Raw genomic sequence first — 14,306 nt, 5'->3', positions numbered from 1 at the left:
CGTACGAGGTGTTGAGGACCGGGCAGCGGCGGGGTGCGACCATCGATCGGATGGGGCGGCCGTGACCCGGGGGGGACGGGCGGCCGCGACGCGGGGACGCCAGCGCAGCAAGACCCTGCCGCAGCTGCTCGCGGTGGCCGCCGAGGCCAACCCGGACGGCATCGCGCTGATCTACGCGGACGCGAACGAGCGGCTCGCGCAGCTGACCTACAGCGAGCTCGACGCCCGCGCCAACCGGCTGGCCCGGGCGCTCATCGCCCGCGGCGTCGGCCCCGAGGACGTGGTGGCGATCGGTATCGCCCGCTCGCCGGAATCGGTGCTCGCGGTGTGGGCCGTCGCCAAGACCGGCGCCGCGTTCCTGCCCGTCGACCCGCGCTACCCGGCCGCCCGGATCGCGCACATGCTGGCCGATTCCGGCGCGGTGTGCGGCCTGTCGGTCACCGCGAGCCAGGGCGACCTGCCCGGCGACTTCGCGTGGCTGGCGCTCGACGGCCCCGAGCTCGCGGCCGAGCTGGCGGTGCAGCCGGGCGAGCCGGTCTCCTTCGCCGAGCGCGTCCGCCCGCTGCGCCCCACCCACCCGGCCTACGTCATCTACACCTCCGGGTCCACCGGCCTGCCCAAGGGCGTGGTGGTCACCCACAGCGGCATCGCCGGCTTCAGCGCCGAGCAGCGTGCCCGCTACGACCTCGCGCCCGGCGACCGCACCCTGCACTTCGCCTCCCCGTCCTTCGACGCCGCGGTGCTCGAGCTGCTGCTCGCCGTCGGCGCGGGCTCGACCATGGTCGTGGTCGCCACCTCCGTCTACGGCGGCGCCGACCTGGCGGCGCTGCTGCGCCGCGAGCAGGTCACCCATGCCTTCATCACCCCGGCCGCGCTCGCCTCGATCGATCCGGCCGGGCTCGACACGCTGCGCGTCGTGGTCGCCGGTGGCGAGGCGTGTCCGCCCGAACTCGTCCGGCGCTGGGCCACACCAGGTTCCGGCCGCGAGTTCTTCAACGGCTACGGGCCGACCGAGACCACCATCATGACCAACATCAGCGCGCCGCTGCGTCCCGGTGAGCCCGTCACCATCGGCGCCGCGCTGCGCGGGGTCACCGAGTACGTGCTCGACGAACGGCTCAAGCCGGTGCCCGACGGGCTGCCCGGCGAGCTCTACATCGCGGGCCCGCCGCTGGCCCGCGGCTATCACGCCCGGTCCGGGCTCACCGCGAGCCGCTTCGTCGCGGACCCGGCCGACGCCGAGGGCGGGCGCATGTACCGCACCGGCGACCTGGTCCGCCGGTTGCCCGACGGCGTGGTGGAGTACCTGGGCCGCAACGACTTCCAGGTCAAGATCCGCGGTTTCCGCATCGAGCTCGGCGAGATCGACGCCCTGCTCGCCGCGCACGACACCGTCGACTTCGCCGTCACCGTCGGCCACGAACAGGCCGACGGCGCCACCATCCTGGCCGCCTACGTGCACGCCGCCGACGGCGCGACGATCGACGTCGACGCGCTGCTCGACCACGCCCGCGCCGGGCTGCCCTCGCACATGGTGCCGACCGCGCTGACCGTGCTCGACGAGATCCCGCTGACCCCGGTCGGCAAGCTGGACCGGGCCGCGCTGCCCGCGCCGGTCCTGCGCACCAGGGAGTTCCGCCCGCCGCGCGGCACCGACGAGGAACTCGTCGCCAAGATCTTCACCGAGCTGCTGTCGCCCGCCGACCCGATCGGCGCCGACGACGACTTCTTCGCCCTCGGCGGCAACTCGCTGCTGGCCACCCAGGCCGCCGCGCGCCTCGGCGCCGAACTCTCGGCCCGCGTGCCCGCCGGTCACGTCTTCGAATCGCCGACCGTCGCCGGGCTGGCCCAGCGGCTGGCCCCGCTGCGCGGGCGCGGCGACCACAGCGCGCCCACCGCCCGGCCGCGCCCGGAGCGCATCCCGCTCTCGCCCGCCCAGCAACGGATGTGGTTCCTCAACCAGTTCGATCCCGCCTCCGCGGCCGAGACCATCCCGTTCGCGCTGCGGCTGCGCGGCCCGTTCGACATCCGCGCCCTGCACAAGGCCCTGGCCGACCTGGTGACCCGGCACGAGTCGCTGCGCACCTGGTACCCGGCCGCCGACGGGGTGGGTCACCAGGTGATCCTCCCGGTCGCCGACGCGGTGCCCGACCTGCTCTTCGACACCCTCACCGAGGACGAGCTGCCCATGTGGCTGGCCGAATTCGCCGCCACCGGTTTCGATGTCGCCGCCGCCGTCCCGCTGCGGGTGGCGGTCGCGGAGCTCGGCGAGCGCGAACACGTGCTCGCGGTGGCCCTGCACCACATCACCGCCGACGGCGCCTCCATCGCGCCGCTGCTGCGCGACCTGCTCGGCGCGTACCTGGCCCGGCGCAACCGGTCGCGGCCGACCTGGCCGCCGCTGCCCGTGCAGTACGCCGACTACACCCTCTGGCACCGCGAACTGCTCGGCGCCGAGGACGACCCGGACTCGCTGGCCGCCGCGCAGATCGCCCACTGGCGCGAGACCCTGGCGGGGCTGCCCGACCGGCTCGACCTGCCCACCGACCTGCCCCGCCCCGCCGTCTTCACCGGCCGCGGTGCCGAGCTGGCCTTCGAGATCCCGGCCGAGGTGCACGTCGCGGTCGCGGAACTGGCCAAGCGCCAGGGTGTCTCGGAGTTCATGGTGGTCCACGCGGCCTTCGCCGTGTTGCTCGCCGGGCTCGCCCACACCGACGACGTCGCCATCGGCACCCCCGTGGCCGGCCGCGGCGCCGCCGAACTCGACGATCTCATCGGCATGTTCGTCAACACCCTGGTGCTGCGCACCCGGGTGGACCCCGCCGCGAGCTTCGCCGAACTCCTCGCCGACACCCGGCGCGCCGACCTGGCCGCCTTCGCCAACGCCGACCTGCCGTTCGAGCGGCTGGTCGAGCTGCTCGACCCGGTCCGTTCCCAGGCGCACCACCCCCTGTTCCAGGTGGCGCTGTTCTTCCAGAACCTGGACCTGCCCAGCCTGCGACTACCGGGACTCGACGCGGAGGCGGTCGAGTTCGACGGCACCGTCGCGCGTTTCGACCTGCAGCTGACCGTGGTGCCCGGCAGCGCGGCCGACCGTCCGATGGCGGCCTCGTTCACCTACGCCACCGACCTGTTCGCCCCGGCGTCGATCGCGGCCATGGCGACCCGCCTCACCCGCATCCTGGCCGCGGTCTCGGCCGATCCGGCGGCCCCGGTGGGCGACATCGACCTGCTGACCGACGCCGAGCGCGCCGAGATGCTCGTCGACTGGAACGACACCGCGCACGAGGTGGCCGACGAGACCATGCTGGAGGCGTATCGCCGTGCGGTGCAGTCGCATCCGGATGCGGTCGCGCTGTCCTACGAGGGCGAGGAGCTGACCTACCGGGAGTTCGACGAGCGCGTCAACATCGTGGCCCGGCTGCTCATCGGCGCGGGCGTCGGCCCGGAATCGCTGGTCGGCCTCGCCGTGCGCCGGTCGGTCGACCTGGTCGTCGGCATGTACGCGGTGATCACCGCGGGCGGCGCCTACGTGCCGCTCGACCCCGACCATCCGGCCGAGCGCATCGCCTACATCCTGGAGACCGCCGCGCCCGCCTGCGTGCTGAGCACCACGGCGGATCAGGTGCCGGTGCCCGCGGGCACCGCGCTGCTGCTGCTCGACGACCTCGACACGCGCGGCGTGCCCGCCGACCCGGTGCTGGCGCGGGAACTGCTGCGCCCGTTGCGTCCCCAGCACCCGGCCTACGTCATCTTCACCTCCGGCTCCACCGGCAGGCCCAAGGGCGTCGCCGTCTCGCACGCCGCGATCCACAACCAGCTGGTGTGGATGCTGGCGCGCTACCCGCTCGTCCTGGGTGACGTCTACCTGCAGAAGACCGCCACCACCTTCGACGTCTCGCTGTGGGGCTACTTCCTGCCGCTGCGGGTCGGCGCGAAACTGCTGCTCGCCACCCCCGACGGCCACCGGGACCCGGCCTACCTGGCCGACCTCGTGCGGCGGGAGCGGGTCACCGTCACCGACTTCGTCCCGTCCATGCTGACGGTCTTCGCCGCCCAGACCCCGCCCGGCGCGCTCGACAGCCTGCGCGACGTGTTCGTCATCGGCGAGGCGCTGCCGCCGGAGACCGTCGACGCCATGGCCGCCATCGGCCCGGCCCGCCTGCACAACCTCTACGGCCCGACCGAGGCCGCGGTGTCGGTGACCTACTGGCCCGCCCGCCCCGGCGAACGCACCGTGCCCATCGGCCTGCCCGAGTGGAACACCCGTGTCTACGTGCTGGATTCGCGGCTGCGACCGGTCGCGCCCGGCGTCGCGGGCGAGCTGTACCTGGCCGGCGTGCAGCTGGCCCGCGGGTACGTCGCCCGGCCCGCGCTGACCGCGGACCGGTTCGTCGCCGACCCGTTCGCGCCGGGGGAGCGGATGTACCGCACCGGCGACCTGGTGGTGTGGCGGCAGGGTTCCGGCGGGGCCCCGCAGCACCTGGACTACCTGGGCCGCATCGACTTCCAGGTCAAGTTCCGCGGCCAGCGCATCGAACTCGGCGAGATCGAGACCGCGCTGCTGGCCAACGAGACGGTGAGCCAGGCGGTCGCGCTGGTCGTGCCGTCGGACCTCGGCGACCAGCTGGTCGCCTACGTGGTCCCGGCGCCGGGCCGCGACGCGGATCCCGCGCGGCTCGCCGCGGCGGTGTCGAAGACGCTGCCCGCGTACATGATCCCGGCCGCGATCACCGTGCTCGACGCGCTGCCGCTCAACGCCTCCGGCAAGCTCGACCGCAAGGCCCTGCCCGCGCCGCGCTTCGCCACCCGCGCCTTCCGCGCGCCCGCCACCGACGCCGAACGGCTGGTCGCCGGGCTCTTCGCGGAGGTGCTCGGCCGCGCCGACATCGGCGCCGACGACGACTTCTTCGCCCTCGGCGGCAACTCGCTGGTCGCCACCCGCCTGGCCGCCCGCCTCGGCGCGGCCACCGGCACGCGGGTCGCGGTGCGCACGCTGTTCGAGTCGCCGACCGTCGCGGCCCTGGCCGCCGCGCTCGGCACCGACGACGCCGAGGACACGAGCGGCCCCGGCGGCATCCCCCGCCCCGAGGTGCTGCCGCTCTCGCCCGCCCAGCGGCGCATGTGGTTCCTCAACCGGTTCGACCAGGGCGCCGCGGCGACCGCGGGCGACGGCGCCGCCGCCTACAACCTGCCCTTCGCGCTCCGGCTGACCGGCGCCCTCGACGTCGCCGCGCTCGCCGCCGCCCTCGGCGACGTCGTGGCACGGCACGAGGTGCTGCGCACGGTCTACCCCGACGGCGGCGACGGGCCGCGCCAGCTGATCCTGCCCCCCGACAGCGTCGAGCTGGATCTGGCCGTGCGCCGCGCCGCCCCGGACGAACTGGCCGCCCAGGTGCTCACCCTGGCGGGCACCGCCTTCGACGTCACCACCGAGGTGCCGCTGCGGGTCCGCCTGCTCGACGTCACCGGGCCGGAGCCGGACGCGCCGACCGAACACGTGCTCGCGGTCGTCGTGCACCACATCGCCGCCGACGCCTCGTCCATGGCGCCGTTGGTCCGCGACGTCACCACCGCCTACCTGGCCCGTGCCGCGGGCTACGCTCCCCGCTGGGAGCCGCTGCCGGTGCAGTACGCCGACTACGCGCTGTGGCAGCTCGACCGGCTCGGCGCGGAGGACGACCCGGACTCGCTCGGCGCCCGCCAGCTCGCCTACTGGCGCGACACGCTCGCGGGCCTGCCCGACCTGCTCGAACTGCCCACCGACCGGCCCCGCCCCGCGGTGGCCTCGCTCGTCGGCGACCGGGTGCCCGTGCGCATCGACGCCGCCACCCACGCCGGGCTGGCCGACCTCGCGCGCGCCAACGGCGCCACGGTCTTCATGGCCCTGCACACCGCGCTCGCCGTGCTGCTGGCGCGGCTGTCGGGCACCGGCGACATCGCCGTCGGCACCCCGATCGCGGGCCGCGGCGAACGGTCCCTGGACGACCTCATCGGCATGTTCGTCAACACCGTCGTGCTGCGGTCGGCGATCGACCCCGACTCGGGGTTCACCGGCCTGCTCGCCGCCCAGCGCGAGCGCGACCTGGCCGCCTTCGCCGCCGCCGACATCCCGTTCGAGCAGCTCGTCGAGGTGCTCGACCCGCCGCGTTCCACCGCCCGGCACCCGTTGTTCCAGGTCGGCCTGTCCTTCCAGAACGTGGATCGCGCAGCCCTGGAACTGCCGGGCCTGAGCATCGCGCCGGTCGCCGCCGACCTGGCCGTGTCCCAGTTCGACCTGCACCTCATCGTCGGCGACGGGTACGACGCCGACGGCGCGCCCGCGGGCATCGAGGGTTTCCTCACCTACGCCGCCGACCTCTTCGACGCCGCCACCGTCGCCGGGTTCGCCGACCGGCTCGCGCTGCTGCTGGCCGCCGTGGTCGCCGACCCGGCGGTCCCGGTCGGCGACATCGACCTGCGCACCCCCACCGAACGCGCCGCCGAGATCGTCAGCGGCGCGGCCGATCTCGCGGCGCCGGGGCTCACCCTGGCCGATCTGTTCGGCCGCGGCGAGGCCGAGGCGGTCGCGCTGGTCGCCGACCTGCCCGGCGGCGGTCGCACCGCGCTGACCTACGCCGAGCTCACCGCCCGGGTCAACCGGCTCGCCCGCCACCTCGTCGCGCTCGGCGTCGGGCCCGAGGACCGGGTCGCGCTCGCGCTGCCCCGCTCGATCGACCTCGTCGTCGCCATGTACGCGGTGACCCTGTCCGGCGGCGCCTACGTGCCCATCGATCCCGACCAGGCCACCGAGCGCACCGACTACATCCTCGACACCGCGGCACCGGTCTGCGTGCTGACCGACGGCGGCTTCACCACCGCGATCGCGCCGCTGGTCCGGGTGGACGCGCCCGAACTCGACGGCTACGACGGCGCACCCGTCACCGACGCCGACCGGGTCGCCCCGCTGCGCCCGGACAACACCGCCTACGTCATCTTCACCTCCGGTTCCACCGGCAAGCCCAAGGGCGTCGCCGTGCCGCACGCCGCCGTGGTCAACCAGTTGCAGTGGCTGCAGGGCGAATTCGGCATGGACGCCACCGACACCGTCCTGCTGAAGACCCCGGCCACCTTCGACCTGTCGGTGTGGGAGTTCTGGTCCGCCCTCGCCTGCGGCGGCCGCCTGGTGATCGCGGTGCCCGACGGCCACCGCGACCCGGTCTACCTGGCGACCCTCATGGCCTTCACCAAGGTCACCACCCTCATGGCGGTGCCCTCGCTGCTCGAGGCCCTCGCCGCGCAGTGGGAGCTGACCCCGGACACCTCGGTGCCGCAACGGATCCTGAGCATCGGCGAGGCCCTGCCCGGCGCGGTGGCCCAGCGCCTGCTCCGCGTGCTGCCCGGCGCGCGGATCGACAACCTCTACGGCCCGACCGAGGCCGCGGTCTCCGTCACCGACCACCGGGTCACCGAGGCCGACGTCGCGACCGTGCCCATCGGCGCGCCCGAATGGAACTGCCGCGTCTACGTTCTGGACACCCGGCTGCGCCCGGTGCCGCCCGGCGTGCGCGGTGAGCTCTACCTGGCCGGGGTACAGCTGGCCCGCGGCTACCTCGGCCGTCCCGCGCTGACCGCCGAGCGGTTCCTCGCCGACCCGTTCCGGCCCGGCGCGCGCATGTACCGCACCGGCGACCTGGTGTCGCGCACGGCCGAGGGCGAGCTGATCTACCAGGGCCGCAGCGACTTCCAGGTCAAGATCCGCGGCTTCCGCGTCGAACCCGGCGAGGTCGAGGCCGCGCTCGTCGCGCTGCCCGAGGTGGGCCGGGCGGCCGTGCTGGCCCGGCACGACGCCCGCTTCGGCGACCGGCTCGTCGCGTACCTGGTGCCCGCCGAGCCGCCCGGCGACGTCGACGTGGCGCGGGTCAGGTCGGCGCTGCGCGGCACCCTGCCGGGCTATCTGGTGCCCGAGGCGTTCGTCGTCCTCGACGCGCTGCCGCTCACCGTCAACGGCAAGCTGGACCGCGCGGCCCTGCCCGAGCCGGAGTTCGAGGCCACCGCCTACCGTGCCCCGGTCACCCCGACCGAACAGCTGGTCGCCGGGGTCTTCGCCGACCTGCTCGGCGTGGACCGGCTCGGCGTCGACGACGACTTCTTCGCCCTCGGCGGCAACTCCCTGCTCGCCACCCGCGCCGCCGCCCGGATCGGCGCCGCGCTGCACCGCTCGGTCGGCGTCCGCCTGCTGTTCGAGGCGCCGACGGTCGGCGAGCTGGCGCTGCTCGTCGGCCGCGCCGAGGGCGGCGCCCGGCCGCCGCTCACCGCGGGCGACCGGTCCGGCGACCTGCCGCTCTCGCCCGCGCAGCAGCGCATGTGGCTGCTCAACCAGCTCGACACCGACGCCGCGGTCTACAACATCCCGGCCGCCATCCGCCTAACCGGCGACCTGGACGTGCCCGCGCTGCGCGCCGCCGTCGGCGACCTGCTGGCCCGGCACGAGATCCTGCGCACCTGGTACCCCGACACCTCCCGCGGCCCGGTGCAGGAGATCGCCCCGCCCGGCCCGGTCGACCTGGACGCCGAACCGGTCACCGAGGCAGAGCTGCCCGCCGTCGTCGCCCGCATCGCGGGGGAGGGCTTCGACGTCACCGCCGCGCCGCCGGTGCGGGTCCGGCTGCTCGCCGTCGCCAATTCCGCTGCGGCCCAGGCGGCCCCGGCCGAGGCCGCCGATCACGTGCTGGTGTTCGTCGTGCACCACATCAGCGCCGACGGCTGGTCCATGGGCCCGCTGACCCGCGACCTCGTGCTGGCCTACACCGCCCGCACCGCGGGCGAGCCGCCCGCGTGGCAGCCGCTGCCCGTGCAGTACGCCGACTACGCGCTGTGGCAGCAGGCGGCCCTCGGCGCCGAGGACGACCCCGAATCCGTGGCCGCCCGGCAGCTGGCCTACTGGACCCGCGAGCTGGCCGATCTCCCGGAGGAGATCGCGCTGCCCACCGACCGGCCGCGCCCGGCGGCGCAGTCCTTCGCGGGCGCCACCTCCGCGTTCGCCGTCGAACCCGGCCTGCACGCCGCCCTCACCGGGTTCGCGCGCGCCGAGGGCGCCACCCTGTTCATGGTGGTGCAGGCCGCGCTCGCGGTCCTGCTCGCCCGCCTCGCCGACACCACCGACGTGGCCATCGGCACCCCCATCGCGGGCCGCGGCGAGCGCGAACTCGACGATCTCGTCGGCATGTTCGTCAACACGCTGGTGCTGCGCACCGAGGTCCGCGCGGACACCTCCTTCCGCGACCTGGTCGCCGCCACTCGCGACACCGACCTGCGGGCCTTCGCCCATGCCGACATCCCGTTCGAGCGGGTGGTCGACGCGGTCGCGCCGGTCCGCTCGACCGGCCGCCACCCGCTGTTCCAGGTGGCGCTGTCGTTCGAGAACCTCGCCCCGGTCTCCTTCGCGCTGCCCGGGCTCGAGATCGGCGCCCTGGACGCCCGCCCGGCCGACGCCAAGTTCGACCTGCTGCTCACGCTGCGCGAACTGCCCGGCGACGGCGGCATGCAGGCCGAATTCACCTACGCCACCGACCTGTTCGACGCCGACACCGTCGCCGGCTTCGGGCGGCGCCTGATCCGCGTGCTCGCCGCCGCGGTCGCCGCACCCGCGACCGCCGTCGGCGACCTGGAACTGCTCGACGACGCCGAACGGGCGGCGCTGCTCGGTTTCGACGGCGGGCCCGCCGCCGCGCCGCGCACCCTGGCCCAGCTCATGGACGCCGCCGTCCGCGCCAACCCGGCCGGTGAGGCGCTGCGCGACGGCGACCGCAGCTTCGGCTACACCGAGCTGGACGCCGCCGCCAACCAGCTGGCCCGCGCGCTGCTCGCCCGCGGCGCAGGGCCCGAGGTGCCGGTCGCCATCGCCATCCGCCGCTCGGCCGAATCCGTGCTCGCTCTGTGGGCGGTCGCGCGGACCGGCGCGGTCATCGTGCCGGTCGACCCCGACTACCCGGCCGAGCGCATCGCGCACATGGTCACCGACTCCGGGGCCGCGTTCGGCCTCGCCCTGTCGGCCGACCTCGCCGCGCTGCCCGAACTCGCGGGCGACCGCGCCTGGGTCGCGCTCGACGACCCCGAGTTCGCCGCCGAGGTCGGCACCTGCGCGGCGAAGCCGCTGGCCGAGAACGAACTCCGCGCCCCGATCCGCACCACCAACGCCGCCTGGGTGATCTACACCTCCGGCTCGACCGGCCTGCCCAAGGGCGTGGTCGTCAGCAACTCCGGCATCGCCAACTACAGCGCCGCCCAGATCGCGGCCTACCGCATCTCGGCGAGCACCCGCGCGCTGGCCTTCGCCTCCCCGTCGTTCGACGCCTCCATGATGGAACTGCTCATGGCCATCGGCGCGGGCGGCACCCTGGTCATCACCCCGCCCGGCACCGTCGGCGGCACCGAGCTGACCGACCTGATCCGGTCGGCGGGGGTGACCCACACCTTCCTCACCCCGGCCGTCGTCGCGACGCTCGACCCCGAGGCCGTGCCGGACCTGAAGGTCCTCAGCGTGGGCGGCGAGGCGGTCCCGGCCGAGCTCGTCCGGCGCTGGAACACCCTGCCGCAGCGTCGGTTCCACATCGGCTACGGCCCCACCGAGACGACCATCGTCACCACGATCACCCCGGTCCTGCGGCCGGGCGACCCGCTCGGCATCGGCTCGCCGATCCCGGGCGTGCACGCCTACGTCCTCGACGCGCGGCTGCGGCCCGTGCCCGAGGGCGTCACCGGCGAGCTCTACCTCGGCGGTGTCCAGCTCGCCCGCGGCTACCACGACCGGCCCTCGCTCAGCGCCGCCCGCTTCGTGGCCGACCCCTACGGCGCCGAGGGCGCCCGCGTCTACCGCACCGGCGACCTGGTCCGCCGCCGCGGCGATCGCCTGGAATACGTGGGCCGCAACGACTTCCAGGTCAAGGTGCGCGGGTTCCGGATCGAGCTCGGCGAGATCGACGCCGTCCTGGCCGCGGCGCCCGGCGTAGCCTTCGCCACCACCCTCGGCCGCGAATCCGGCACCGGGGCGACCATGCTCGTGTCCTACGTGCTCGCCGAACCCGGCGAGCGCATCGACACCGGCGAACTCACCGCGCTGGCCGCCCAGGTCCTGCCGGAGTACATGGTGCCCGCGGCCGTCGTCGTCCTCGACGAGCTGCCGCTCACCCCGGTCGGAAAGCTCGACCGCAAGGCCCTGCCCGACCCGCTGACCACCCGCGCCGAACACCGGGCCCCACGCAGCACCGCCGAACGCGTGCTGGCCAGGGTGATCTCGGAGGTCCTCGGCCGCGACGGTCTCGGCATCGACGACGACTTCTTCGCGCTCGGCGGCGACAGCATCACCGCCATCCAGGTGGTCTCGCGGGCCGCCGACGCCGGCGTACGGCTGCGCCCGCGCGACCTGTTCGACGCCCGCACCGTCGCCGCCCTCGCCGAACGCGCCGAGGTCAGCATCGATCCGTCCGACGAACCCGTCGAGCTGCCGCTGACCCCGCTGGCCGCCCAGCTGCTGGAGGCGGGCGAGAGCGCGGTCGAGCCGCGCGCGGTCCTGCTCGAGGTCCCGGCGAGCTGCCTCGACGACGCCGTCGCCGACGCGGTCGCCACCGTCATGCGCCAGCACCCGCTGCTGTGGGTGCGGCTGGAACGCACCGAACGCGGGGCCGCCCTGCTGATCCCGCCCACCGCCGAACGCATCGGGCGCGCCTTCCGCCGCCTCGACGCCGAGGACGGCGCGGCGGGGCTCGCCGTCGACGACGTGGTCGCCGCCGCCATCGCCGCCCTCGACCCGGTCGAGGGACGCAACATCCACTTCGTGCTCACCGGGGCCGAGGGCGAGGCGGGCACGCTCGTCGTCGTCGCCAACGCGCTCGTCCTGGACGACCTGTCCTGGCGCGCGGTCATCGATCAGCTCTCCTCGGCGTGGAGCCGGGGCAGGCACGCCGCCCCGGGCGGGCCCGACGCCGGCCTCGGCGACCTGGTGCGCACCCTGGCGGCCTACCCGCAGAGCCCGAAGGCCGCGGCCGACCGCGAGTACTGGCATCGCGCCATCCGCACCCGCGCGCTGTCGCCCGCGGAGACCTCCGCGGATCTGCGCGTGCGCAACCGGGTCTCGCTGGCCATCACCGCCGAGGGCACCGCGGCCGTCGCCGCGGTCGCCGAGGCCTACCGCGCCACCGTCGAGGAGGTCCTGCTCACCGCCGTCGCGCTGGCGATGCAGACCGCCGCGGGCGAGGCCGCCGTGCGGGTCGCCGGACCGGTGGTGCGGCTGCGCGCCGACCAGCGGACGCTCGGCCGCGCGGGCGCCGACGAGGTCGTCGGCGGCTTCACCGGCGAATTCCCGCTGGCGCTGCGGCTGGACAACATCGACCTGCCCGAGGCCCTCGTCGGGGGCGCCGCCGCGGGCGCGGCGCTGGCCCAGATCAAGGAACTGCGCCGGTCGACCCCGGCCCTCGGCGCCGGTTTCGCGGTGCTGCGCTACCTCGACCCCGACGCGACCGACGGCGTCCGCGCCCTTGATCGCGGCCGGTTCGCGCTGCGCTTCCGCGACCTGCTCCCGGCGCGCGTGCACACCGACGCCCCGGCGGGCGACCTGTCGCTCGTGCTCACCGTCGAGGTCACCGAGGGCGGCATGCTCGCCCGCTTCGACTTCGCCGCGAGCCAGCTGACCAGCGAGGCGGTCAAGACCTTCGCCGAGCACTGGATCCGCGCGCTCGGCGGGCTCGCCGAGCACGGATTGCAGCCCGGCGCGGGCGGTTTCACGCCCTCGGACTTCCCGCTGGTCTCGCTGCACCAGGCCGACATCGTCCGGCTCACCCGCGAGTTCCCCGGCCTGGCCGACGTCTGGCCGGTCACCCCGCTGCAGTCGGGCATGCTGTTCCACGCCCTGCTCGCCGAGAACTCCGTCGACCCGTACATCACCCAGTTCGTCCTCGACCTGGACCCCGCGCTCGACGACGAACGGCTGCGCCGGGCCGCCCAGACCGTGCTCGACCGCCACGACAACCTGCGGGTCGCGTTCACCAGCGACGCCGCGGGCACACCGATCCAGGTCGTGCAGGACCCGGTCGCCGTGCCGTGGCAGGTCGTCGACCTGACCGACCGCGCCGACGCCGAGGCCGAATACGCGCGGCTGCGCGAGGCCGACCTGGCCACCCACTTCGCGATGGCCACCGCGCCGCTGCTGCGCTTCACCCTGATCCGCACCGCGGCCACCGCGCACCTGCTGGTGACCAGCCACCACATCCTCATCGACGGCTGGTCCACCCCGCTGCTGCTGCAGGACCTGCTCACCGCCTACGCCGTCGGCGGTCGCGGCAGGCGGCTGCCCCGGCCCGCGCCCTACCGCGAGTACCTGCGCTGGCTGTCCGAACAGGATCTCGACGCGGCCCGCCAGGCCTGGCGCACCGCGCTCACCGGCCTGGCCGAGCCGACCCCGCTCGCGCCCGCCGACCCCGGCCGGGTCATCTCGGCGGGCGCCGCGGAGACGGGTTTCGCCCTCGGCGAGGCCGACACCGCCGCGCTGGAGGCCACGGCCGCCCAGCTCGGCGTCACGGTCAACACGGTCGTGCAGGCCGCGTGGGGCGTGCTCATCGCGCGGCTGGTCGACCGCGACGACGTCGTGTTCGGCGCGACCGTCTCCGGCCGGCCGGCCGCCCTCGACGGCGTCGAGCAGATGGTCGGCCTGTTCCTCAACGCCATCCCGGTGCGGGTGCGGCTGCTGCCCGGCGACACCGTCGCCCAGCTGCTGCGCAGGCTCCAGGACGACCAGGCCGCGCTGCTGGACTACCACTACCTCGGGCTCGGCGAGATCCAGGAGATCGTCGGCACCGAGGGCCTGTTCGACTCGCTGGTGGTCTTCGAGTCCTTCCCGGTCGACCGGGAGGGCCTGGCCGCCGCGGCGACCGGCGCCGCCGCGGTCACCGGACTCGACGCCGCCAACGGCACGCACTACCCGCTGACCGTGCAGGTCGTGGCGGGCGAGCGCCTGCAGGTGTCGGTGAAGTACCTGCGCGACGTCTTCGACGCCGCCACCGCCACCGCGCTCGGCCAGCGGCTGTCGATGCTGCTGGCGCGCTTCGCCGCCGACGCGAGCGCGCCCGTCCGCGAGATCGACGTGCTGCTGGCCGAGGAGCGCACCGCGCTGGCCGCGGGCAACGCCACCGACGTCCCCGAACTGCTCGACGACGCCACGCTGCCGATGCTGTTCGCCGACCAGCTCGCCCGCACCCCCAACGCGACCGCGCTCATCGACGGCGACAGCGCGCTCACCTACGCCGAATTCGACGAGCGGGTGCGGGCGCTGG

General features: G+C 75.0%; 1 pseudogene. It reads left to right on the top strand.

Going from position 1 to position 14,306, the window contains the following annotated elements:
* Positions 1 to 91 precede the first annotated feature (91 nt).
* A pseudogene (locus tag ON36_RS24260) lies at positions 92 to 14,306 on the top strand (amino acid adenylation domain-containing protein); the annotation flags it as partial.

It is taken from the genome of Nocardia thailandica NBRC 100428 (assembly GCF_000308795.1).
In the GTDB taxonomy this organism is placed as follows: Bacteria; Actinomycetota; Actinomycetes; order Mycobacteriales; family Mycobacteriaceae; genus Nocardia; species Nocardia thailandica.
The sequence above is the reverse complement of the archived record's forward strand: the minus strand, read 5'-3'. Positions and strand labels throughout refer to the sequence as shown.